Below are 23,751 nucleotides of genomic sequence, written 5' to 3'. Positions count from 1 at the left end.
CGGGAACACGGCGCCGAGCCGTCGTCGACGGCGCGGCGCGAAGCCTGGCGACCGGTTTCGTCTACACGGCGCACGATCTGTCCGACGACCTGATCGACACCGCCTACGGGATGTTGGCCGAGTTCTTCTCACTCGACCAGGAGGCGAAGCAGCGATTCAACGTGCCGGGTGCGCGCGGCCAGACGGGCTACACGGGTTTGCTCGTCGAGACGGCGGCGTCGAGCGACCGACCCGACTGGAAGGAGATGCTCAACTGGGCGTCGCCGCTCCCACCCGGCCATCCGCTCAAGCGGAAGTTCGAGACCGCCTACCCGCACCAGGTGCTGCCCGAGGAGGCGGTACCCGGGATCAGCGACGTCCTCTACCGGTTCCACGACGCGGTCGCCGACCTGCAGCGCCGGTTCCTCCGTGTGATCGCCGAGGGGATCGGGTGCCACGAGACGTTCTTCGACGAGATGGTCACCGACGGGCCGACGCTGACCCGCGCGATCCGCTACCCGCCGATGGGTGAGGTGACGGGGGAGGGGCACGTCTGGGCCGGGGCGCACGGCGACATCAACCTGATCACGGCGCTGCCGAGGGCAACCGCGCCCGGGCTCCAGGTGATGGTCGAGGACCGGTGGGTCGACGCCGTCGCGCCCGAGGGCCAGGTCATCGTCAACACGGGGATCATGCTCGAGCGGATCACCAACGGCACGATCCCGATGGGGTGGCATCGTGTCGTCGCCGCGCCGGGCTACGAGGGTGAGCGGTACAGCGTCGTGCAGTTCTGCCACCCCAGGCCGTGGACGGTGCTCAACCCCGTGCCGTGTTGCTGCACGCCCGAACACCCCCAGCGCTACAGCGCGATCACCGCAGCCGATGCGCTCGACGAGGTGCTCTACGAGATCAACCTCGTCGAAGAGGCCCGCCGCGTCTGACGCGCCCTATCCCAGCCGGACGGGGTTGTTGGGCACGAACTCGGTCGCCTCGCGTGCGCCGGCCACCCAGTAGCGGGCCCTGAGGTCGAACGGCTCGTCCCAACCCTCGTACGGCGGGCTGCCGCTGGCGCCAGGGCCATACGGGTCGACCGGTGCCCACTCGCAGTCCTCCGGCGCCAGGATCAGCGTCGACTTGCCGTACGCCGTCACCGTGCCGTCGGCGTGGAGCGTCCACCCGCCGTTGGTGATCGCCGAGACGTCGACGTCGTCGCGCACGTCGTCGTCGACGTCGTCGAGCCGCGGGTCGGCGGGCACCGACCACGGGCCGATGCCGACGTGGCACGCCTGCCGTCGCTGCGCCGCCGAGACGAGCGCGTCGGCGTCGATCCGCTCACCTTCGCGGTCGCGAATCGTGAGCCGAACGTGCGGCCAGACCGGCTCGGTGCCGGGGCCGCGTAGCTCGTCGCTGGGCATGGGGTCGGTGTCGCCGAGGTAGCCGATGATCTGGCCGGCCCGCACGACGCCGCCGACCGTCGCCAGCCCGGTGAGCCGCAGCGACGGATGCGCAGCGCCGTCGGTCGTGCCGGGCGAGTCGTCGTTGAACCCGGCGTAGTGGTACGTGCGACCGCGACGGTCGGTGATGGTGACGGTCACGCCCCCGGTGACCGCATCACCGAGCTCGACGCTCGTCACGACGCCGTCGGCGGCGGCCAGCACTGGCTGCAGCTTCTGGCCGTACACGATGGCGTCGGTGCCGGGCTCGCAGTCGTCGCCCGCGCACGGCGGCGTCAGGGCCACGACCGCCCGCCCCAGCAGCGGGAACGCGATCTCGGACAGGCTGCTCAGCGCCGGGTCGACCTCGGGTGGGGCGCCGGACAGGAATCGGAGCTCGGGCGGCACCAGCGCGAGGCGGAAGCCCAGCGGCGCGCCGGTGACGAACTCGAGCATGTCGAGCCAACGCGTCTGGTACTCGCGCACCGTGAGCCGGTTGCCGGCCGACGGCACCGGCACGATGTCCATCAGAGCGGGATCGCGCGATGCGCGCGGGTAGTACCAGATGACCGGCACCATCGACACATCGCCGTTCCATGCCTCGAGGATGGCCTTCACGTCGTTCAGCGCGCGGAGGTCTTGCACGCGTGGGGGTGCCAGATAGGCGTGCGGATACCCGGCATGGTTGTTCCACGTCGACCGGATGTACTGGTACGCACCCGAGGCGTTGCCGCGGTTCGGCGGGATGTCGTAGCGGTTGCCCGACTCGACGAGCCGGATCGTGAGCAGGATGTCGGCGAGCTCCTGGGGTACGTCGACCCCGAGCGGCGCGGGCGCAGGCGGGGCGACGGTGGTCGTCGGTGGTGGCGGTGGGCTCGTGGTCGTCGGCGGCAGCGTGGTGGTGGGGCACGGCGGCAGCGTCGTGGTCGTCGTGGTGCTCGTGGTGGTGGCGCCGGGCAGCGTCGTGGTCGTCGTCGTGCTGGTGGTGGTGGCGCCGGGCAGCGTCGTGGTCGTCGTAGTGGTGGTCGACGTCGTGGGTGGCGCACACGGCAGCGGCGTCGGGCTCGGCACCGTCGTGGTGGTCGACGTGGTCGTGGTGGTCGTCGTGGTGGTGGTCGACGTGGTCGTGGTGGTGCTCGTCGTGCTCGTGGACGTCGTGGTCGGCCCGTCGGTCGTCGGCGGCGGTTCGGTCGTGGTCGTGGTGGCGCCGCTGGTCGGTGGCGGCTCGGTCGTCGGCGGCGCCGCCGGGTTGGCGAGCGCGACCGAGCCGGAGACGAACAGCGCGCCGGCGGCGGCCAAGCCGACGAGCGGAAGTGTGAAGCCGGGACGTGACATGGTTCGATCCGAGGCAGTGCCTCGGAAAAGCTATCGGCTGGTTGCTCGCAGAACTGGACGAAGAGTGGCGGTAACGTGCGGCGCAGATGGACGAGCCGGCGCAGCCGAACACCGACGTCATCCTGGCGATCGACATCGGCGGCACCAAGTTCGCGGCGGGTCTCGTCACCTTTCGGGGCGAACTGCTCGATCGCTCACGGGTCGAGGTCGAGGCCGACGTCGGCCCGCAGTCACACCTCTCGAACCTCGCGACCATCGTCGCGGAGCAGTCGGCCCAGGCCGCCGACCACCACGGCGCACGGGTCCGGGCGATCGGTATCGGGTGCGCCGGGCCGATCGAGCGCAACTGCGAGACGGTCTCGCCCGTCAACATCCCGTCGTGGCGGAGCTTCCCGCTCCGGCGGCACCTCCACGACCTCACGGGCTTGCCGGTCTACGGCGATCTCGACGCCAAGGCGCTGGCGCTCTCGGAGGGCTGGCTCGGGGCGGCACAGGGCGTGTCGAGCTTCTGCGCGATGACCGTGTCGACCGGGATCGGGGGCGGCTTCGTCGTCGACGGCGAGCTGCTCGACGGTGCGACGGGCAACGCCGGCCACGTCGGCCACATCATCGTCGAGCCGGGCGGGCGGCGGTGTGGCTGCGGAGCACGGGGTTGTCTCGAGGCCGAGGCCTCCGGGCTGGCCATCGAGGCGATCACCGGACGGTCGCCCACCGAGCCGACCTACGACATCATGCGTCGCACGGGCAAGCTCGTGGGGCGTGCCGCCGGGATGATCTGCACGTCGATGGACCTCGATCTCGTCGTGGTCGGTGGCGGCGTCGCGTTGGGCTTCGCGGCGACGTTCTTCAACGCCGCCCAGGAAGAGATCGACGCCGTCGCACGAGTCGGCCACGGCGCAGCGGCCAGGGTCACACCGGTCCGTCTCGGGGACCAGGGCCCCCTCGTGGGGGCGGGCGCTGTCGGCATCCGAGGGCTCCGCCGCGCGCCACGTGCGCCCGAGCCGAGCTGACCGTTGCGGCGCCCTCGCCAGGGCGGGCGCCCCGATGACCCGCGCCGCGCCGGGCCTGATCTGAGAGACTCACCGTCATGACGAAGATTCGTTCGCGCGACGCCCGCCGCATCCAGGACCGGCGCGGTCAGGGCGGCGGTGGTGGCATGGGCGGTGGGCTCGGCGACCTGCTCAAAGGCGGGCTCGGTGGTGGTCGCGGTGGCGGCATCCCGATCCCTGGTGGCCGCGGCGGCGGAGGTCTCGGTGGACTGGGCGGCCTGCTCAAGGGTGGCGGTGGCCTGATGGGGATCCTGCTGCTCGCAGCGGTCTTCTTCCTGCCGAAGCTGCTCGGCGGCGGCATCGGATCGACTGCGTCGGGCCTCACCCCCGCCTCGCCCGGCGCATCGTCGGCGACGAGCAGCGGCGACAGCGACGCGTGCAGCTCGGAGTTGGAGCAGATCCTCTGCGGCGCGACCAACGACGTCTCCGAGTACTGGATCGATCAGCTCCCGCTGTCGTTCGGTGTCGAGTACCAGGACACGCAGACCGTCTTCTTCTCGGGGTTCACCAACACCGGCTGCGGCCAGGCGTCGTCGCAGACCGGCCCGTTCTACTGCCCGCTCGACAACCTCGTGTACTTCGACCTCGACTTCCTGGTCACCCTGCAGAACCAGTTCGGCGCCACGGGCGACCTGGCCGCGCAGTACATCGTCGCCCACGAGTTCGGCCACCACGTGCAGAACGTCCTGGGCATCAACGCCCAGATGCGCCAGGCGCAGCAGGCCGATCCCGAAAGGGCGAACCAGTACTCCGTCGCCCTCGAGCTGCAGGCCGACTGCTTCGCGGGGGCCTGGGCACGTGACGCCGCCGATCGCGACCAGTTCGACGACGATCGTGAGGTCGAGGAGGCCCTGAACGCGGCCGCAGCCGTCGGCGACGATCGGATCCAGCAGCAGACGCAGGGCCGGGTCGATCCCGAATCGTGGACGCACGGGTCGTCGGCGCAGCGCGTCGAGTGGTTCGAGCGAGGCTTCACCACCGGCGACCCGCAGAGCTGCTCGACGTTCAGCGAAGTGCTCTGACTCACTCGGTCGCTTCGCTCCCTCCGTTCGTCAGAAACCTCTGACGGCCTGCGGCCGGCCCAACCCTGATCGACCGACCGGCAGAGCCGGATCGGTCGATGGTGGAGGGGGCCGACCACTCGCCCCCTCCATGCCACCCCCACCGCCGGGCCGCGTCGCGCAACGCTTGCGCGGGACCTACCCGGTGAGGGCTCGGTAGATGCGTTCGACGGGGCCTCGGCCGTACTTCTTCTGGTAGGCGACGGCGAGCGCCGTCACGGGCAGCCAGTAGGCGGCGGTGCTGACGAGGGCGGTGGCGATCTCGTCGGGTTCGATCAGGTCGACCCAGTCGACGAGCAGGTTGAACACGAGCGCGTGCCCGAGGTAGATCGTCAGCGACATCTGGCCGGCGCGACGGAGGCCGTCGACCACCCACGTGTCCGCGAACTCGTCGGCGAGCCACGAGATCGCCGTGAACGCGATCAACGCCGTGCCGAGCGCGCTCGCCACGTACACCACCCCGCGATCGAACGGCCCGTCGCTCAGGAGCAGCAGCGTGCGCCGGCTGTCGCCCGCCGAGTTCGCGAGCGTGGCGCCGGCGAACGACACGAAGCCGGCACCGGCTGCGGCCGGCCGCCACCACGTCGTGTTCAGCAGGCGGCCCAGGACGATCCCGACGCAGAAGTAGGCGAGCCACGGCAGGAGCGGATGGGTGCCGTTCACGAAGACATCGAAGACGAGGCCACGCGGTGACCTCGGCCCCGGGTTGGTCAGCCATGCTGTCGAGTGGCCGTCGAGCTCGCGCTCGAACCGCCACCATCGGATCAGCCACGCGGACAGCGCAGCGGCGAATCCGATCAGCAGCAGCCACCGTGCGCGCAACGTGAACAGTACGGCAGCGAGGACGAACATCGCCCCGTAGAACGGCAGGATCGTGCCCGACCAGATGAAGTCGAACAGCATGCCGCCGGCGTAGAGCAGGATGCCGCGCCTGACGAGCCGCCACCGCATCTCCGTGGTCCTGCGGGGGTCGCCGACCGAGCTCGCCGTCATCAGCGTGACGCCGACGCCGGCCGTGAGCACGAACGTCGCCGCGAAGCGGGTCGCGAGCGGCCCGGTCCACGGATCGAAGAAGTCGTAGATCGCTCCGCCGTCGCGTTGTGCGCCGCGGAGGATCAGGTACCCGTGGTAGTTCATCATCACGACGCCGGCCATCGCCAGCGCGCGGACCACGTCGGGTCCGGGCTTGCGCGCGCTCAGATCCATCGGAGCTCGTCGACGTGGGTCTGGGTCAACGGTCGCTGGAGGTCGACCCAGTCGCCGACGCCCGGGCAGGCGTCACCGGCCGGGACGAAGACCATCGACGTGTGCATGTGCGGCGGCTCGTGCAGCGCCAGCCGCGTCCGGTGGAAGTGGAACGGGCTGCGACCGTCGGGCAGCGCGACGACGTTGTTCGCCGTGCCGGCGCCGACCATGAGCATCGTCCCGTCGCCGGCGACCTCGGTGAGGCGGTAGCCGGCGGTCATGCCGGCGCGTACGGGCCGCGTCTCGAGCACGTCGGCCTCGAGGCGAAGCGCCTCGCGATCGCCGTGCCAGAGGTACGTCCCGAGCCGGAGCTTGTAGCGGTGGCTGTCCGGCAGCGTCTCGTACGTGGTGGGCGCGAGGTGGCTGACCCAGACGTCGAGCGACGGATCGATGTCGGGCAGTTGGCGGACGATCTGGTCTCGGTGGGCGTCGTCGTCGCCGGCGAGCGGGGGATGGATCGACACGCCCACCGTCCGGAGCCCGACGCGCTGGGCGGCGCCGACCAGGCTGACGTCGGCGCCGTAGCGCTGCATGTCGGACACGAGCTTGACGATGACGCGGCCCGGCCAGTCACGCAGCGCGTCGACGTGCGACTGGTTGCTGACCGTGAGCACGGGCGTGGTCGAATCGGGCGCCGAGAGCGTCGGCGTCAACACGATCGGCGTGACCTCGCCGGGCAACCCATCGAGCTCGTGGATCGTGCCGACGGCGAGGAGGGGGCTGAGCTCGGACGCTGCGATCGCCAGACCGGCCCGGCCGAACCCGTAGCCGTTGCCCTTCACGACCGGCACCAGACCCGAGACGGTGTCGGCGACGTAGGTGACGTGGTTCCACCAGCGGGTGCGGTTGACGGTGAGCCGGATCGTCACGCCGAGCGACGGTAGTGGCTACCCGGCATCCCGGTGCGGCGAGCGGAATACCCGACTGTGATGATCATGTTCATCAAGATATGGTCGGCGCGATGCGACGAGTGTGCTCGTTCCCGGACCCGGTGAACGAGACGTCGGCACGCCTCGTCGCGGCCGGCGTCGTGGCGATGGGCGTTGCGTTCCTGCTGCTCCGCGAGGGGTGGATCCTGGCACCTCTCGTGTACGGCTTCGCCGCCCGTCTGCTCGCCGGCCCGACGCTCAGCCCGCTCGGCCAGATCGTGACCCCGGGTCATCACACCGCGCCTTCGGGCCGAGCACCGGTTCGTTCCCGGCCCGCCGAAGCGGTTCGCGCAGGGCATCGGTCTCGCGTTCAGCGGCGGTGCCGCAGCGGCATGGCTGGCCGGCGTGCCGATCTTGACCGTCGTCCTGGTCGGCGTGCTCGTGGTGGCCGCCGTGCTGGAGTCGGTGTTCGCCGTGTGCCTCGGGTGCATCGCGTATCGCTTCCTGTGGGAATGCGACGACTGCGACGACATCAGTGAGCGTCTGCGGGCGGCGATGCAGACGAAGCTCGACGCGGCGGCCACGAGCTGATCGCCGGCATCAGCGCGGTCGCCGAACGAGTCGCGATCACGCCCTTCCACACGCCGATCGAGTAGGCGACGTCGTCGAGCGCCCGCAGCGGATGCGGTTGGGCGACCAGCGCAGCGATCAGCAGCCGGCGGGCAGCGCGCGAACGCAGCCCGGCGATCGCGAGGACCGGCCACCAGGCCCGCCGGATCGCGTGTGCGATCTGTTCGCCGGCGCGGAGGTTGCCCACCGCGGCGAGGCGTAGCGCCGCCAGCGGGGGGACGTCGGGGAGGCGGGGCACGAGCGCGGCGGCCGAGCCGGCACCGACGAGCGCGCCCACGCCCGGCCGGCCGATCGCACCGAGCGACCAGGCGATGAGGCTCCAGGCGTTGACGCGGAGCGGCGCCAGTGATGCCGGGTGGCGCTCGGCGAGCGGCGCCGCCGACGAGCCGTAGCTGACCCGCTGACGGATCCAGTCGGGCCAACTGCGCCGTGGCTCGTGGTGCACGACCGAGGTCGGCTCGTAACGGCACCGCCACCCGGCCTCGTCCAGACGCCACACCAGATCGACGTCCTCGCCGTACCGGAGCGACTCGTCGAACCCGCCGATCGCCCGCACCGCGTCGGTGCGGCAGACGATCGCCGCAGCGGGGACGTAGCCGACGCGGGTGCCGGCACGGATCCGTGCGGGCTCGGCGCCGAGGTCGATCGGGCTCGACGACGACTCGTAGCGGGCGAGCATCGTCGGGCCGGGACGAGCGGCGACCCGGGGTGCCACCAGGGCGACCCGATCGTCGACGAAGTGTGCGAGCAGCGGCTCGAGCCAGCCCTCGGGCACGACCACGTCGGCGTCGACGAACGCCACCAGCGGGGTCGTGACGTGGCCGAGGCCCGTGTTCCTGGCGGCCGCGGGCCCGCGGGTCGTGTCGTGGCGGAGCGCGGCCCCGCCGACCGGGATCGCCGAACCGTCGTCGACCAGTACCGCGTTCGGCGCGACATGCAGTGGCTCGCCGAGGGTCGGTGTGACGATGGTGACCTCGTCGGCACGGAACGGCGCGCCGGCCGTTGGGGTGGGGTGGATGGCCCCCGCATCCTCGAGTGAGTCGGTCAGCGCCGAGCCGGCGACGTCATCACCGGCGACGATCTGCTCGACGACCGCGCGCCCGGCTGCGGTGACGCGGAACAGCCTGAGTGGTGAGCCGCCGATGAGGACGTTGCCGTGGCGCTGCAGCGTGCCATCGGCCCGGTAGCGGCGCCTTCGATCCGACGGCATCAGCCGGCCCAGTCGTCGACGGCGTTCGCGAGATGGTCGGCGAGCTCGGTGAAGATCCGCACGCCGTCGTCGGCGGTCGCCCCCGTCGGATCGCCGAGCACGCCCGAGTCGCTGACCGAGCGCACGCCCGTGCGGACGAGCTCGATCATGGTCGGGATCGGCCCGGGCGTCGCGCGGTCGAATCGCACCCGCTCGGGTTCCAGCGCGAGCATCAGCGAGGTCTCGGTGTGCCCGGCATGCGGGTCGCCGCCGGGGAGGTGCGGCCACCAGATCAGCACCTCGCGCCGCTCGTGCTCGAACACCCGCGCGGCGGCCTCCATCGCGGCCACGTTGCCGCCGTGGCCGTTCACGAACACGACGCCGGTCGCCCAGTCGGCGGATCGGGCGAGCTCGACGACGACGTCGGCCATCACGTCGGTGCCGATCGACAGGGTCCCCGGGAACCCCCGGTGCTCCCCGCTGGCGGACACGGCGATCGCCGGAGCGATGACGCAGTCCCGGCGCCGCGCGGCGAGGTCGTCGGCGAGCGCTGTCGCGATCGTGGTGTCGGTGTCGAGCGGCAGATGCGGACCGTGTTGCTCGCACGAGCCGACGGGCACGACGACGATCGGCGCGTCGAGGTCGGTCCAGGTCATCGCGCCGAGATCCATCAACGCCGACGCTACCGACGCTGCGCTGTCCGGTCGGCGACGGGCAGGTCGATCACCGACCGACCATCATTGCCGGCGTGGGTTGTGAGATCGCGACGTTCGTTCGAGCCGAGGAGCCGCACGCACACCCACGACCTTCTACCGGGGTGGGCCGACGCCTCCGACTCGCGGCGGTGGCCGCGATCACCGCCGCGTTCGCGATCTTCGCAGCGACGATCGAGCTCACGGGCAGATAACGAGCGTGGAGCCGGCAGGTGAAGGTGCGACGCTCGGGGGGTGTCCGAGCTGCCGAGCATCCGTCCCGTCCGCCCGAGCGATCATCCCGATGTGCGCCGGGTGGTCGAGCGCGCGTTCGGCTCGGTGGTCGAAGCCGACCTCGCCGAGCGGATCCGGGCGTCCAGCGAGTACATCCCCGAACTGGAGCTGGTCGCCGTGTGCGACCACGACGTCAGCGGGCATGTCATGGTCAGCAGCGCCCTGCTACGGCGTGACGACGGCGACGTCCCGATCGTGATGCTGAGCCCGCTCGCGGTCGATCCCGCTCACCAGCGGCGTGGCATCGGCAGCGCCCTCGTTCGCGTCGTCGCCGATCGAACGGCGCGGCGAGACGAGCCGCTCATCGTGGTCGAAGGCGACCATCGCTACTACGCGCGGTTCGGCTTCGAGCACGCCGCCCCGTACGGGATCACGCTCCCGCTCCCCGACTGGGCGCCGAGCGAGGCCGGACAGGTGCTCTGGCTCGGCGACGCTCCCGCGCCGGGAGTACCCCATGCCCTCCGGGGCACCGTCGTCTATCCGCCTGCGTTCGACGGGCTCTGAGGCGCACACGTCGGTCGGTACGTCAGACTGCGGGGGTGGTCGACGTCCGGCGCTTCGTGATCCAACAGCACGACGCGACGCGCCTGCACTGGGATCTCCGCCTCGAGCACGACGGCGTCCTGCGGTCATGGGCGCTCCCACGCGGCGTGCCGTGGAACCCGAAGGAGAATCGGCTCGCCGTCGCCACCGAGGACCACTCGCTCGAGTTCCTCGACTACGAGGGCGACGCCGCCGACGCGGGCTACGGAGCCGGGCGGATGACGAACTGGGACTCGGGAACGTTCGAGGCGCACGAGATGGAGCCCGAGAAGGTCGTCGTCACGCTCGACGGCAGCAGGGTCAGCGGCAAGTACGCGCTGTTCTCCATGCGCGGCACCCGCGACTGGTTGATCCACCGCATGGACGACCCGGCCGACCCGGATCGGCGCGCCGTGCCGATCGGCATCCGTCCGATGCGGGCGACCGAGGGCGCGCCGCCGGACGGCGACGAGTGGGCGTTCGAGCCGCGCTGGCACGGCATCCGGGCCACCGTCACCAACGACACCGGTCGGGTGCTCATCGTCGACGGGAGCGGCGACGACGTATCGGTGCGGTTTCCGGAGGTCCGGCGCATCGCACGTGCGATCGGCCACCTCGAGGTGATCCTCGACGGCGTGATCGTGCCGGTCGGCGTCGTATCCGGTCGGGTGCTCCATGATCGCCGGGGTCTCGGTCGCCGCCTCCGCATCACCAGCGACAGCGGCGCGCGCAACGCCTCGCGGGCGGCGCCGGTCGTGTTCATGGCGTTCGACCTGCTGTGGGTCGAGGGGCGGCCGATCACCGGGCAACCGTGGGAGCTCCGTCGCCGCCGGCTCGACGACCTGCGGCTCGACGGCCCCGGCTGGCGGACGTCGCCGGTGATGTCGCTCGGCGCTGCGCTGGAACAGGACCACGGTGTCGTCGCCAAGCTCCGCTCGTCGCCGTATCACATCGACGCCGCCGGGAGCGTGACGTCGCCGGACTGGATCGAAGGATGAGCGGCGTCAGCCGGGTGGCGCCGGCGCGCCCTGGGTGGCGAGGACGGCGTTGGTGTAGGCGGGGTCGTCGGTGACCTCCCTGCCGAACCAGTCGGGTGGCCGGAACGCGTCGAGTGCCTCCTCGGTGTCGAACTCGACCTCGGCGACGACGAGACCGTCGAGCTCGCCGTGGAAGACGTCGACCTCGACGCTGCCATCCGGCAACGGCAGCCGGTGTCGCGTCTTGTCGATCCGCCGCCCGTCGGTGTGGGGCCAGGCGGCTTCGAACTGCTCGGGCGTCAGCGCCCATTCCAGCTCGGTGCGCACCGCGCCGTGTCCTGCCTTGACGGTCATCGTGCGACCTTCGTGGGCCGCGTGGCGTACCCGGACCGAGACGGTGCCGTCGATCGCCAGGTAGCCCTGGCGGAAGCTCGTGCCGCCGCCGGGCAACGGCGGCAGTCGATCGACGACGAACTTGCGCTCCCGCTCGACCGGTGAGCGATCCCGTGTGCGCTCGCGTTCGTCGGCGACCAGTTCGGCGATGCCACCGGTCGGGAGCTCGGGCCCGAGGCGCTTGGCCCGGCGCCAGTACGTCCCGATCCTCGCTGCGAACGCCGGTGCTGTCTCGGCGAAGAGGCTGGCCCCGAGTCGGAACGCTCCGCGGCGCAGCTCGCGCTGCTGCTCGCGGGCGATGAGCTCTGCGGTGCCGGCTGCCTCGGCGCCGCCGAATCGCTCGGGGTCCTCCTCGAGTCGCTCGACGAGCACCGCGAGGTCGTGGTCGTCGCCCAGCGCCTCGCCGAGCGCGTCGAGGTTGGCGACGAGCGGCGTGAGCACGCTCGGGGCCGCAGCTTCGACGACGCGCACCTGGTACCACAGGCGCTTGACGGCGGTCCGCCACCGGTGCACGCGCTCGTCGGTGGGGCGCCGGACGGCTCGACGGTGGGCTCGCCGGCAGCGCCGGTACGTCCCGCCGATGGCGCCGGCGAGCCAGTCGTCGTCGTCGAACGCCCACTCGTCGAGCCGGTCGCGGGCTTCGAGCAGCGCCGCGGTCGCACGGGTCAGCCGGTGGTCGCCACCTCGCAGAGCCCCGGTGGCCTCGTCGGCGAGCCTGGCCTGACCGGCGCGGACCTGCACGAGGTCGGCACCCCGGCCCTGGGCGGCCGCCAACTCGTCCAACGTGGCCAACACCGCGTGGGCGTCGCGGATCGACGACAGCTCGCCGGCTGCGGCCCGGACCAGATCGTCGAACGGTCCGAACTCGTCACCGAGCGGCTCGCGGGAGAGGCGGGCGAGCGCTCGCAGCTCCTTGCAGCGCTTGCGCGTCTCGTGGACCGCCGACTCGATCTGCTCGGGGGTGCGGCCGGAGAGATCGCGCAGCCCGGCGACCGCCATCTCCAGGCGCTCGGCGCCGACTCTCCGGATCTCGTCTCCCGTTCGCCGGGATGGATCTAGCGACAGCGACACGAGCCGTCACCGACGGAGCCCGGTGGGGCGCGCGCTCCGGCCGAACTCGACGTGCTCGCCCGTGACGATGAACACCGCCTGCTCGGCCACGTCGACGGCGTGGTGGCCGGCGCGCTTGAGCAGGCGCGAGGTGCGGTCGAGGGCCAGCACCGTGCGACGATCGAGCGTCGCACCGCTGTCCAGCAGCATGGCGAGCAGCCGATCGTGCCAGTCGTTCATGCTCGCTTCGGCCAGCTCGACGCCATGTGCCCGGTCGGCATCTCGATCCGCCAGCGAGGCATGGGCCTCACGGGTCATCGCGATCATCTGGTCGATCATCGCCGGGAGGATGGGGACTCCGGCGGCGAGGTTCTCCTCGTCGGCGATCGAGGCCACGTCGACCACCGCGTCCGCGATCCGTTCGAGGTGCAGCGCAGCGTCGTTGACCGCGAGGATCGTCCGGAGATCGGAGGCGACCGGTTGCCGGCGGGCGATGACGTGCATGGTCATCGTCTCGATCCGTTCGTCGAGCGTGTCGATGGGCTCGTCACCGTCGGCGATCTCGGCGAGGCGGCCCGGATCGCCCGAATCCACCGCCGGCCAGAGCTGCTGGGCGAGCGCCACGACCGCCTCGGCCATCTCGCCGAGGAGCGACTCGAGCTCGGCGAGGTCGGCGTCGAATGCGACGTGGGTCGGTGGGGGAGCCGGCGGGACGACCTCGGCGATCAGGTCGGCCACCTTGGTCTCGAGCTCGTCGCGCAGTGCCCGGTAGCCGTCGATCCCGTCGTCGTGGCGGTCGGGCAGTCGCCACGCGACGTAGTGCTTGCCGTCGACGATCGGCACGTCGTCGTGGGCGTCGAGCGTGACGATCACGTCGGCCGCTTGCTCGATCTCGGGCGAGACAGGCTTGGGGAACTCCCCGAGGATGTCGATGCCGATCTCGTGCAGCGCATGAACGGCGTGGTCGACCAGCTCGGCGCTCGGGGCCGCACCGGCAGAGTGTGCGGATGCTCGCTCGCCGGCTGCGGCCGTGAACAGAGCCGCAGCCATCTGAGACGCAGCGTCGTTGCGTTCGCAGACGAACAGCACTTCCGGTGGGTGCCCCTCGACGACGCCGGTGTTCTTGGCGAGGGCCCTGAGGCGTTGCCGAGCGAACCGCTCGACGAACGCGGGGATGTGCGTCAGGATCTTCGCTTTCGAGCTCAGCTCGCGATACGAGTCGTGGACGTAGTGCTCGAGCGTGTCGCGCGTCAACAGCGCCGAGAACTCGTCGCTCAGCCGGTTGGTGATCCCCCGCAGGAGGAGGCCGTGCGCTTCGTCGGGTGTCGGTCCGTTGCCCTCGGTCGGGACGATGTCGTCGCTGGCCATGTCAGCCCCCTTCCGCCTCACCGTGCCGGTGCCGACGCCGAGAATCAAGGGTCATCGGTCATCTCGTACGCACCGTGACCGGATGTTCACCTGCCGTTCACCGAGACGGCCGCCGGACGCCTCGCCAGCGCGCCGCAACGGCGCGAAGCTGGGACTTGGCCGGGCGATCTGGGATGATGGCGCACCGTGAGCCCGATCGACACCGACACCGACAACACCTGGTTGTCCCCCGACGACCTCGAGCAGGTGCGGGCCCAGATGCCGATCGTGTACGTCGAAGCCGTGCCGGTTCGTGTCGACAGCCTCGGGAACGTGACCGAGATCGGCCTGCTCTTGCGGCAGGCGGCGGACGGCACGATCAGCCGGCTGATCGTGAGCGGGAGGGTGAAGCACGGCGAGCGGGTGCGAGACGCGCTGCTGCGCAACTGCGAGAAGGACCTCGGGCCGCTGGCGCTCCCGCGCATCCCGGTCGAGCCGGCTCCGTTCACCGTGGCCGAGTACTTCCCGAATCCCGACCTCAGCGGCTACCACGACCCCCGCCAGCACTCGGTCAGCCTCGTCTACATCGTGCCCGTCGACGGCGAGTGCGAGCCGACGCAGCAGGCGCTCGACCTCGCGTGGTTCACGCCCGACGAAGTGGTCAGCCCGACCGTCATCGGGCAGATGACGGGCGGCCAGGACCGTCTGCTCCGCCTGGCTCTCGCGCACGTCGGGCAGTTGCCCTGACGCCGCATCGCGTGCGGCCGATGCGGGTGGAGCATCCACCGGCCGTCGACGGTGCGAACCTACGATGACGCGGCAATGCCGCCCGGGGACCTCGCGAAGACCGCCAGTGCGATGCGCACCGCGCTCATCGGCCGTCCGATGGTCCGTTTCGACGCCCCGCGACTGATCGGCCCGGTCCCGCAGGCCGGCCGGATGGTCGAGGTCGTCGAGACATACGGCAAGCACCTGGAGGTGATGTGGGACGACGGTCTGGTGCTCGACACGCACCTGCGGGGGAGGAGCGCGTGGCACGTCTACCGGCAGGGTGCGCCGTGGCGACGTTCGTGGGAGAAGCTGCGGGCCTCGATCCAGACCGACGACTTCGTGGCCGTCTGCTTCGACGCTCCGACGGTCGAGACGTACCGGCAGCCCGATCGCCGGCGCCATCCCGGCCTCGGTCGGCTCGGGCCCGACCTGTGCTCGTCGTCGGTCGATCTCCGCGAGGCCGTCGACCTGCTGCTCGCCTACCCCGACCCCGAGGCGCGGCTGCGCGATGCCATGGTCGACCATCACGTCATGCAAGGGGTCGGCAACGTCTACCGCTGCGAGGCCCTCTGGGCCGCCGAGCTGAGCCCCTGGACCCACATCGCGGACCTCACGCACCATGATGCGGTCCTGATCGTCAACACCGCCGCCAAGATGGTGCGCGCCAACAGCGGTCGGGTCCGCCGATCGACCACCAGGCACACCAAGGACGGGCTCGCCGTGTACGGGCGGCGGGGGCAGGCGTGCATCCGCTGCCACGACACCATCGAGTCACAGTCGGTGGGCCGCGACGGGCGGATGCTCTACTGGTGCCCCGGCTGCCAGGTCCGCCTCGACCGCCGTCAGCCGACCGAGGTGCGCGAGATGGATCCCCACCCGGCAGCGGCGAAGTACCTCAACGAGCTCCCGTGGCGAGCCCGCGACGCGGGCTGACGGCTCAGCGGAGCTCGCGGCGGAGCGCGAACCGGAGGCCGCTCCAGGTCTCGTCGATCGCGCACACCTTGTTGTCGACCCATCCCGTCGGCAGGAGCTCGTCTCGCAGCACGTCCTCGGTGATGTCGGTCGGGACCTTGCTCGCGCGCTTCGGCCACGCGATCCACACGGTGCCGTTCGGCGCGACGGCGGCGGTGAGCTTCGGCCACTCTCGAACCATGGCAGCGCGACGGGTGTAGAACGCGACGACGACGTCGAGGCCGGGTCGCACCTGCCGGCGCCACTCCGCCTCAGGCGGGAGTGCGCCGAGCGTCGTCGCGAAGTCCGCCGGGGCGTGCTTCGTGGCGAAGAGCGAACCCGCGCCGATGCCCAACTTCTTGGGCAACGGTGTCCCGGAGTAGCCGGCGGTGGCAGCCATCACCACGACTCTTGTCGATGACCGGGCGCCGCCACGCACCGGCGGTGCGCCGATGCCGCGCGGGACGACCGTCCGCCGGGACGCGGCCGAGTGGCCTCCTGGGCTCGTTGCTCGTCCGCTCAGGCGCGGCCGAGCACGCGGTCGACGGCGATCTCGATCGCCACCCTGTCGTCGCGCTCGCGCGGCGCTTGATAGCGCTCGGTGTAGGCGGCGACGGCCCGCGCCACACCATCGTCGTCGGTCACGAGCCGCACATCCCCCTCGAGCGTCAACCACCGGCCACCGTCGACCTGGGAGACGGCCGCTCGGCCGCCGCGACCCGCGTTGGCCGCCTTCTGCGAACCGGCGAACGTGATGATCCGGACCACGCGCGACGCTGCGTCGTAGCCGAACCCCACTGGAACGGCGTGCGGCGAGCCGTCGTCGCGCAACGTGACGAGCGTCGCGAGGTGCCGCTCGCGGAGGAAGCCGGTCGCGTCGTCGTCGAGGTCGCGGGGGTCGAGCGCCACCGCGCCATTCTGGCGCGCCGCCGACCGTCGGGTTCACTCGGTGACGATCGCCTCGAGCACGTTCATCCGCGAGGCCTTGCGAGCCGGCCACCAGGCAGCCGCGAGACCGGCGAGGATCGCGCCGAAGAGGATGGTCACGATCGTCGAGATCGGGAACGTGATGCCGTCGATGATGTTGTTCGGCACCGCGTACGAGAGCGCGATCCCGAGGCACAGCCCCACGACGACGCCGACGATCGCGCCGAAGACGGAGACGATCACCGCCTCCCACCGCACGGCGCGGCGGAGCTGGCGACGGGTCATCCCGACCGCGCGCAGCAGACCGATCTCGCGCGTCCGCTCGAACACCGAGAGCGCCAGGGTGATCGCGATGCCGATCACGGCGATGCTCATCGCCATGCTGAGCAGCCCGGTGATGACCGCGAGGAGCTGGTTGATCTGGCCCTCCTGCTCGGCACGGAACTCGGCGTTGGTGCGCACCTCGGCCTGCGGGAACGCCTCGACCGCGGCGCCGATCACAGGCCGCGCGATGTCGGGGTCGACCCCCTCGGCGAGACGCGCCAGCACGAACTGGTCGCGCGGGGTCTGGTCGCTGACCGATTCGAGCGTGGCGATCGAGATGTACCAGCTCGCGCCGAGCGACGAATCGGCGAAGATGCCCGACACGGTCAGCGTCCCCTGCCTCTCGTTCTGGTAGGTGACCTCGATCGTGTCGCCGACGCCGACGCCGAGCTCCTCGGCCTGGTCGTCGAGCAGCATGACGCCGTCGCCGGCGACGAGCCCGTCGAAGCCACCCTCGGCCACGTCGAGGTCGGCGAGCTGCGGGAACGCGATCGGGTCGACGGCGGTGATCTGCTCCTCGTCGCCGGCCACGGTGCCGAACACGAACCTGAACGGCGACACCGCCGACAGCTCGGCGAGCTCGTCGAGGCTCTCCTCGACGCCGGTCGGCAGGCCGAGGAACGACTCGTCGGTGACGATGTAATCCGCCGTGACCGCCTGGTCGAGGATCCGGCCGAACGTGTCGCGCAGCGAGGACGCGAACACCGCTGCGGCGCTGACGAGCGAGACGCCGATCATCAGTGCCGACGCGGTGCGGGCGGTACGGCGCGGCGCCCGCTGTGCGTTGTCGACGGCCAGCTTGCCGGGCACCCCGAACCGCCAGCGGATCGGCGCGCCGAGGAAGCCGCTCACCGGCTTCGCCACGGTGGCCGAGACGCTGCTGATCCCGAGGAACACGGCCAGCGCACCCCCGCCGCCGAGCACGATCAGCCCGAGCGACCCTCCCGGGTTGACGAACATGCCGACCAGGAACATGACCGTGCCGACCGCGGTCACGACCGAGCCGACCACGAGGCGGCGGTTGGCGCTGATCGCGCTGAACCCGACCTCGGGGTGCATGGCCGCCACCGGCGGGATCCGCGACGCGCGCCGGGCCGGGACCAGCACGGAGAGCAGCGTGATGCCGATGCCGACGAACGACGCGATGACGACCGTGCGCGGGAGCATCTTGAGCGGCGTCTCGGGGAACCCGGCCCCGGCAGCATCGAACAGCGCGATGAGCCCTTGGGCGACGAGCAGCCCACCGAAGATGCCGATGACCGTCGCCGTGACGGAGACGACGAGCGCCTCAGCGACGATCAGCCGGCTCACCTGCTGCGAGTTGGCCCCGACCGCTCGGAGCAGTGCGAGCTCCCGGAGGCGCTGGCCGATCGTGATCCCGAAGACGTTGTTGATGATGAACGCGCTCACGAAGGCGGTGACGAACGCGAAGACGAGCAGGCCGGTGCCGAACACGTCGATGATGTCGTTGATCGAGTCGGCGGTCTCCTCGGCGACCTGCTCACCGGTCACGACCTCGGTCCGCTCGGGCAGGATCGCCTCGATGCGCGACTGGACGTCGGCCACGTCGGCGCCTTCCGCGACCTGCAGGTCGATCACGTCGAACTGATCGGGCGCCTCGAAGACGTCGGCGGCCGTCGGCGGGTCGAACAACGAGATCGTCGCGCCGCCGAACCCGTCGGCGTTGCCGAGGCCCACCAGCCCGACGATCTCGAACGAGCGCTGGCCGCTGTCGAACACGATCGTGATCGGATCGCCGACCTCGAAGCCGACGCGATCGGCCGTCGCCTTGTCGATGACGACCTCGCCGTCGCCGCTCGGCGAGCGTCCGTCCTTGAGCACGACGCCGGCGACGCTGCCCTCCTCGCCGGCCCAGGAGATGCCGAACGCCGGCGCGCCCTGCGTGGAGACCGGTTCGCCGTCGGGTTCGAGCAACTGGGCGTACCGCTGGAGGACCCCCTCGACGCGGTCGACGCCGTCGACGGCGAGGACGTCGTCGACCAGCGATGCGGGCACGGGGTCGCGCTCCGCGTCGGTGACGTCGACCGTCAGGGTGCGGCGGACCTCGAGGTCGATGTCCTCGTTCAACGAGGTGAAGAGGTTGTCGAACGTCGCCTTCAGGCTGTCGGCGAGGACGAACGAACCCGACACGAACGCGACGCCGAGCATGATCGCGAGCCCGATGAAGATGCTGCGGCCGAGCCGAGCGCGCAGCGACCGTCGGGTGAGGGTGGCGACGGGCACGTCAGTGGCCCAGCTGCTTGATGCGGTCGAGGATCGCGTCGGCGCTCGGGGCGGCCATGTCGTCGACGATCTGGCCGTCGGCGAGGAACACGATCCGGTCCGCGTACGCAGCGGCGTTGTGGTCGTGGGTGACCATCACGATGGTCTGCTGGAACTCGTCGACGGCGTCGCGCATGAACTGCAGGATCTCGGCGCCCGAGTTCGAGTCGAGGTTGCCGGTCGGCTCGTCGGCGAAGATGATCGTCGGGCGGCTCGCGAGCGCACGGGCGACGGCGACACGCTGCTGCTGACCGCCGGACAGCTCGTTGGGTCGGTGCTTCAGGCGATCGGCGAGCCCGACGGTGCCGATCACGCGGTCGATCCAGTCGGCGTCGCCCGACTCGCCGCCGAGCATCAACGGCAGCGTGATGTTCTCGTGCGCGGTGAGCGTGGGGATCAGGTTGAACGCCTGGAACACGAAGCCGACCTGTCGCCGCCGCAGCTCGGTCAGTTGCCGGTCGTTCAGCTCGGCCAGCTGCGTGTCGCCGATGAAGACCGATCCGCCGGTCAGCGAGTCGAGCCCGGCGAGGCAGTGGAGGAGCGTCGACTTGCCGCTGCCCGATGGCCCCATGATCGCGGTGAATCGCCCGGGCTCGAACGAGACCGACACGCCGTCGAGGGCGTGCACTGCCGCGTCGCCCTCACCGTAGGTCTTGCGGGCGTCGATCGAGCCCGCTGCGGCGTCGACGTTCGGGGGAGCGGTGTTCATCATGACCTCTAGGTCTAGGCGAATCGCGGGAGTCCCGCATCCGCCGAACGGATGATCCCGTGGGGGCGCCGTGTGACAGGTGACGCCCGCCCGGAACTCCGAGCGACGGCGAACGGGGCGACGGATACGATCGGGGCCCTTGGTCGGGTGTTCCTCCTGCTCTCAGCCGCTCCCGGAGGGAGCACGCTTCTGTCCGGCGTGCGGCGAGCCCGCCACGCCGCTCGCCGAGACGCTCGGTGACGAGGAGCGACGCGTGGTCACCGTGTTGTTCGCCGACCTCGTCGGCTTCACCTCGCTCAGCGAACACCGCGATCCCGAGCAGGTGAAGCGGCTCGTCGATGAGCTGTTCGAGCTGCTGGTCGCCGACGTCGAGGAGCACGGCGGAGCCGTCGACAAGGTGCTCGGCGACGCGATCATCGCCTTGTTCGGCGCGCCGGTCGCCCACGAGGACGACGCCGACCGCGCCGTGCGGTCGGCGATGGCGATGCAATCGACCCTGCGGTCGTTCCGCGACACCCATCCGGCAGACGAGGTCCGGATGCGGGTCGGCATCAACACCGGTGAGGTGCTCGTCGGCACGCTCGCGGGGACCGACTACACCGCGATGGGCGACGTCGTGAACACCGCATCGCGCCTGCAGGAGTTGGCGCCGGCGGGCGCTGTGCTCGTCGGTGACGCGACGCGTCAGCTGTGCTCGCCGGTGGTCCGGTTCGTCGGCTACGACCGAACGCAGCTCCGCGGGCGCATGTCCGACACCGAGGTCTGGCAGGCGGTCGCGGTCGACACGGCCATGACGGCGCGGCGCTGGCAGTCCGATGTGCCGTTCGTCGGTCGCGGCACCGAACGGGAGATGCTGCATGCGGTGACCTCGATCGTGCGGTCGGGCCGCGGCGCCGTCGTCGCGATCGCCGGCGAGGCCGGCATCGGCAAGTCGCGGCTCGTGCACGAGACGGTCAGCGCGTTGATCGAGGAGCGTCCCGGCGCGCTGTTGCTCGAAGGCGCCTGCGCCCCGTACGGCGAGTCCAACCTCTGGTGGCCGGTCGCAGGCTCGTTGCTGTCGCGCCTCGGTCTCGACCGTACGTTCCCGCCGGAGGAGGCACGCGACCGCGTCGTCAGGCGGTTGGCGCCCTTCGAGGAGCTCGAGCCCGGCACCTCGACGTTCGACCGCATCGTCGAGCTGACGCTGCACCTGCTCGGTCACCCGTCGGCGCTCGACGAGTTGTCGCCGGCGGCGACCCGCGACGCGGTGTTCGGCGGCATCCAGACCGTGCTCCGGGCGCGGATGCGGCGCGATCCGGTGATCATCTGGATCGACGACGTGCAATGGGCTGCACCGTTGCTGCTCGAGCTGCTCGAGGCCGCTGCTCGTCAGTTGGGCGACCTGCCGCTGCTCATCGCCGTGACCTATCGGCCCGACGAGGACGGGGCGCTCGAATGGCCACCACCGGTCGATCCGGCGGTGACGTTGCACCTGTCGCTCGAACCCCTTCCCGACGACGAGGCAGCCGAGCTGGTCGCCGCCGCGTCGCAGCGCGAGCTCGCGCCGGGTGTGGTCGACGACATCTCCCATCGCAGCGGCGGCAACCCGCTGTTCCTGATCGAGCTGGCGCGGATGGCTGCCACGACGCCCGATCTCGACGGCGAGCTGCCCGGGTCGATGCGGGCACTCATCGCGGCACGCCTCGACGAGCTCACTCCGTCCCAGCGGGCGATCCTCGACAATGCCGCGATCCTCGGCAACGTCGGGCCGGTGACTGCCCTGCGCGACTTCGCCGCCGCCGTCGGGCAGTCGTTCGACGCCGCCGACGTCGACGTGCTCGAATCGCGCGGCCTGCTCGTGCGCGAGGACTCGCGGTGGCGTTTCCGCAGCGACGTCGTTCGAGAGGTCGCCTACCGGACCCTCACCAAGCAGGCCCGGGCGCAACGCCACGCCGGGGTCGCCATGTTCCTCGCAGAGAACGCCGACGGTCTGATCGACCTCCGGGCACATCACAGCGCCACCGCGGCCGAGCTCCGCGCCGAGATCGGCCCGGTCCCGTTCGTGCCGGAAGACATGGCCGCACGTGCCGCCGACCTGCTCGGCGAGTCGGCGCGCCGCTGGTATCACCAGGGTGCCCACCGGCGCGGGACGTTGCTCGTCGAGCGGGCGCTCGGCCTCCCCGATGTCGCGCCCGGTGTGCGTCGAGAGCTCGCGCTGCTGCTCGTCGAGGGCCTGGTCGAGCTGCGCGACACGCGGCGCGCCCGGGCCACCCTCGCCGAGCTCGAGCCGCTCGTCGCCCTTGCCGACGATCGGGTGGCCGAGGGCGAGATGTACCGCTTCCGGGGCATGGTCGAGCAGCTCGACGGCGATCTCGTCGCATCTCGGCGAGAGCTCGCCCGCGCCGTCGACGTCTTCCGTGAGCTCGGCGACCGCCCGCACCTCGCAGAGGCGTTGCGGGTCAGGGGCTTCACCGAGATCTTCGGCGGGTCGCTCTCCGACGCCGAGGTGTTCCTCCAGGAGGCGACGCAGCTGTTCGACGAGACCGGCGATGAACGAGGCGGCGCATGGGTCCAGCAGCACACGGCCTGGATCTCCTTCCTCTCCGGTGACCACGACGAGTCGAAGCGGCGCCTCGAGCACTCGATCGAGACGTTCGAGACGCTCGGCGACCGATCCGGCAAGGCGTGGACGAAAGGTCTGCTCGCGTACGTCCACCACTTCGGTCGCAACAACGACGAAGCCGAGCGCCTGGCCGCCGAGGCGCTCGCCGAGGCCCGTCAGTGGGGCGACGAGTGGGGCGCGTCGATGATGCTCAACCTGCGAGCGAGCATCCGCCTGTGGTCGGGCGACCCCGAGTCCGCACGATCGCTGGCCGAGCGCGCGCTCGCCGGGTTCCGTGAGGTCGACGATCAGTTCGGCATGTTGCAGTCGTTGGGGACGCTCAACCGGACCTACGTCGCACTCGGCAGGTTCAACGACGCCGAGCGCTCGGTCGAGGAGGTCTTGGTGCTGTCGGACTCGTTCGGCGAGCTGGCGTACGCCTCGATGGCTGCGGCCGGCACGGCGATGCACCTCGGTCAGGGTGCGCGGGCGGCCGAACTGGCGCGGAGTGCGATCGACCGCATCGACACCACCGGGGCCAACATCGACGAGGGGCGCGTCGTGCTGGCGTTCGGGCGCATGCTCGACGGTGATCCCGAGGGCGCCCTCACCACGCTGCTCGACGTCGACGTCGAGGCGTCGCCGTTCGCCCTCGCGGCGCGGGCGACGGCGTCGGCGCTGACGGGGGACGCCGAGACGGCGCTGGCCGACGCACTGGCCGTCGAGGCGATGAGTGAGATCAGCTACTGGGACCGGATGGTCGCCGCAGTGGCCGGACTCGGCGTGGCCGAGGATCACGACCTCGAGATGCGCATGGCCTCGCTCGACGAGCTGTGCGACCGCGTCGACGACGCGGTCATCGTGTCCTATGCCCGCGACGTCATCGCCCGGCGCCGCGGGCAGACGCGCAGCGAAGGTGACAAGCCGCCGGGTGGGTGGGCGTCGATCGCTGAGCGTGTCGTGGTCTGATCGGTTCGGTCGGCGTCGGCCCGTTCGCGGGCAGACGCGCAGCGAAGGTGATAAGCCGCCGGGTGGGTGGGCGTCGATCGCTGAGCGTGTCGTGGTTTGATCGGTTCGGTCGGCGTCGGCCCGTTCGCGGGCAGACGCGCAGCGAGGGTGACGAGCCGCCGGGTGGGTGGG

At 71.2% G+C, this 23,751-nt stretch carries 20 protein-coding genes and 1 pseudogene; 10 read left to right on the top strand and 11 right to left on the bottom strand.

Going from position 1 to position 23,751, the window contains the following annotated elements:
* Positions 1-920: 2-oxoglutarate and iron-dependent oxygenase domain-containing protein (locus tag QNJ12_RS16455; RefSeq protein ID WP_300624198.1), on the top strand; the 920-nt coding region annotated here is incomplete at its 5' end.
* Between the two features lie 6 nt (positions 921-926).
* Here the strand turns inward: QNJ12_RS16455 and QNJ12_RS16450 are convergent.
* A complete protein-coding gene (locus QNJ12_RS16450) occupies positions 927-2,747 on the bottom strand; it encodes a hypothetical protein (RefSeq protein ID WP_300624197.1) in 1,821 nt (606 codons plus the stop codon).
* 86 nt (positions 2,748-2,833) lie between these two features.
* Here QNJ12_RS16450 and QNJ12_RS16445 point away from each other — a divergent pair, with 86 nt between their 5' ends.
* Positions 2,834-3,757, top strand: coding sequence for an ROK family protein (locus QNJ12_RS16445; RefSeq protein ID WP_300624196.1), 924 nt, complete (start codon positions 2,834-2,836; stop codon positions 3,755-3,757).
* A gap of 77 nt (positions 3,758-3,834) precedes the next feature.
* Positions 3,835-4,818, top strand: coding sequence for a neutral zinc metallopeptidase (locus QNJ12_RS16440; RefSeq protein WP_300624195.1), 984 nt, complete (start codon positions 3,835-3,837; stop codon positions 4,816-4,818).
* 177 nt (positions 4,819-4,995) lie between these two features.
* Here the strand turns inward: QNJ12_RS16440 and QNJ12_RS16435 are convergent, their stop codons facing one another.
* Positions 4,996-6,063 (bottom strand): DUF418 domain-containing protein, encoded by a 1,068-nt coding sequence (locus tag QNJ12_RS16435; protein WP_300624193.1) that lies wholly within the window; start codon positions 6,061-6,063, stop codon positions 4,996-4,998.
* Complete coding sequence (locus QNJ12_RS16430; RefSeq protein WP_300624191.1) at positions 6,054-6,971, bottom strand: alanine racemase; 918 nt, start codon at positions 6,969-6,971, stop codon at positions 6,054-6,056. The genes QNJ12_RS16435 and QNJ12_RS16430 overlap by 10 nt, the downstream gene beginning before the upstream one ends.
* An 80-nt stretch (positions 6,972-7,051) precedes the next feature.
* Between QNJ12_RS16430 and QNJ12_RS23775 the strand changes: the two are divergent.
* Together QNJ12_RS23775 and QNJ12_RS16425 are read left to right on the top strand one after the other, a co-directional pair.
* Positions 7,052-7,198 (top strand): annotated as a pseudogene (locus QNJ12_RS23775) (DUF4395 domain-containing protein); the annotation flags it as partial.
* Between the two features lie 64 nt (positions 7,199-7,262).
* On the top strand, positions 7,263-7,562 hold the full coding sequence (locus QNJ12_RS16425; protein ID WP_300624199.1) for a DUF4395 family protein: 300 nt from the start codon (positions 7,263-7,265) through the stop codon (positions 7,560-7,562).
* On the opposite strand, the gene mftF is transcribed toward QNJ12_RS16425, so the two are convergent.
* Together mftF and mftE are read right to left on the bottom strand one after the other, a co-directional pair.
* Positions 7,504-8,811 carry a mycofactocin biosynthesis glycosyltransferase MftF gene (gene mftF, locus QNJ12_RS16420; protein ID WP_300624189.1) on the bottom strand — a complete coding sequence of 436 codons (1,308 nt, stop codon included), beginning with the start codon at positions 8,809-8,811 and terminating at the stop codon, positions 7,504-7,506. The two genes, QNJ12_RS16425 and mftF, sit on opposite strands and share 59 nt — an antisense overlap.
* Positions 8,811-9,461, bottom strand: a complete 651-nt coding sequence (gene mftE, locus QNJ12_RS16415) for a mycofactocin biosynthesis peptidyl-dipeptidase MftE (RefSeq protein WP_300624187.1) — start codon at positions 9,459-9,461, stop codon at positions 8,811-8,813. Before mftE ends, mftF begins: the two co-directional genes overlap by 1 nt.
* Before the next feature lie 276 nt (positions 9,462-9,737).
* On the opposite strand from mftE, the gene QNJ12_RS16410 reads away from it, so the two are divergent.
* The gene (locus tag QNJ12_RS16410; protein ID WP_300624186.1) at positions 9,738-10,280 is read left to right on the top strand and encodes a GNAT family N-acetyltransferase; all 543 of its coding nucleotides are present in this window, start codon (positions 9,738-9,740) and stop codon (positions 10,278-10,280) included.
* 35 nt (positions 10,281-10,315) lie between these two features.
* Positions 10,316-11,296, top strand: a complete 981-nt coding sequence (locus tag QNJ12_RS16405) for a DNA polymerase ligase N-terminal domain-containing protein (RefSeq protein ID WP_300624185.1) — start codon at positions 10,316-10,318, stop codon at positions 11,294-11,296.
* A 6-nt stretch (positions 11,297-11,302) separates the two neighbouring features.
* Here QNJ12_RS16405 and QNJ12_RS16400 read toward each other — a convergent pair whose 3' ends face one another.
* Both QNJ12_RS16400 and QNJ12_RS16395 read right to left on the bottom strand, forming a co-directional pair.
* Positions 11,303-12,667: a CHAD domain-containing protein gene (locus QNJ12_RS16400; RefSeq protein WP_300624183.1), complete on the bottom strand. Its 1,365-nt coding sequence runs from the start codon at positions 12,665-12,667 to the stop codon at positions 11,303-11,305.
* Between the two features lie 78 nt (positions 12,668-12,745).
* On the bottom strand, positions 12,746-14,086 hold the full coding sequence (locus tag QNJ12_RS16395) for a PhoU domain-containing protein (RefSeq protein ID WP_300624182.1): 1,341 nt from the start codon (positions 14,084-14,086) through the stop codon (positions 12,746-12,748).
* Between the two features lie 186 nt (positions 14,087-14,272).
* Between QNJ12_RS16395 and QNJ12_RS16390 the strand changes: the two genes are divergently transcribed.
* Positions 14,273-14,812 carry an NUDIX hydrolase family protein gene (locus QNJ12_RS16390; RefSeq protein ID WP_300624180.1) on the top strand — a complete coding sequence of 180 codons (540 nt, stop codon included), beginning with the start codon at positions 14,273-14,275 and terminating at the stop codon, positions 14,810-14,812.
* A gap of 75 nt (positions 14,813-14,887) precedes the next feature.
* Positions 14,888-15,769 carry a hypothetical protein gene (locus QNJ12_RS16385; RefSeq protein WP_300624178.1) on the top strand — a complete coding sequence of 294 codons (882 nt, stop codon included), beginning with the start codon at positions 14,888-14,890 and terminating at the stop codon, positions 15,767-15,769.
* A 4-nt stretch (positions 15,770-15,773) separates the two neighbouring features.
* On the opposite strand, the gene QNJ12_RS16380 is transcribed toward QNJ12_RS16385, so the two are convergent.
* The 4 genes from QNJ12_RS16380 to QNJ12_RS16365 form a co-directional block, all read right to left on the bottom strand.
* Positions 15,774-16,187, bottom strand: coding sequence for a DUF3052 domain-containing protein (locus QNJ12_RS16380; protein WP_300624176.1), 414 nt, complete (start codon positions 16,185-16,187; stop codon positions 15,774-15,776).
* Positions 16,188-16,306: 119 nt separating this feature from the next.
* Complete coding sequence (locus QNJ12_RS16375) at positions 16,307-16,696, bottom strand: pyridoxamine 5'-phosphate oxidase family protein (RefSeq protein WP_300624174.1); 390 nt, start codon at positions 16,694-16,696, stop codon at positions 16,307-16,309.
* Positions 16,697-16,729: 33 nt separating this feature from the next.
* Positions 16,730-19,282, bottom strand: coding sequence for an ABC transporter permease (locus QNJ12_RS16370; RefSeq protein ID WP_300624172.1), 2,553 nt, complete (start codon positions 19,280-19,282; stop codon positions 16,730-16,732).
* A 1-nt stretch (position 19,283) separates the two neighbouring features.
* Positions 19,284-20,033: an ABC transporter ATP-binding protein gene (locus tag QNJ12_RS16365; RefSeq protein WP_300624169.1), complete on the bottom strand. Its 750-nt coding sequence runs from the start codon at positions 20,031-20,033 to the stop codon at positions 19,284-19,286.
* A gap of 250 nt (positions 20,034-20,283) precedes the next feature.
* Here QNJ12_RS16365 and QNJ12_RS16360 point away from each other — a divergent pair, with 250 nt between their 5' ends.
* Positions 20,284-23,580, top strand: a complete 3,297-nt coding sequence (locus tag QNJ12_RS16360) for an adenylate/guanylate cyclase domain-containing protein (protein ID WP_300624167.1) — start codon at positions 20,284-20,286, stop codon at positions 23,578-23,580.
* Positions 23,581-23,751: the final 171 nt, after the last annotated feature.

Origin of the sequence: Ilumatobacter sp., from assembly GCF_030065885.1 — a bacterium.
In the GTDB taxonomy this organism is placed as follows: domain Bacteria; phylum Actinomycetota; class Acidimicrobiia; order Acidimicrobiales; family Ilumatobacteraceae; genus Ilumatobacter.
This window is presented reverse-complemented; position numbering and strand designations above follow the sequence as displayed.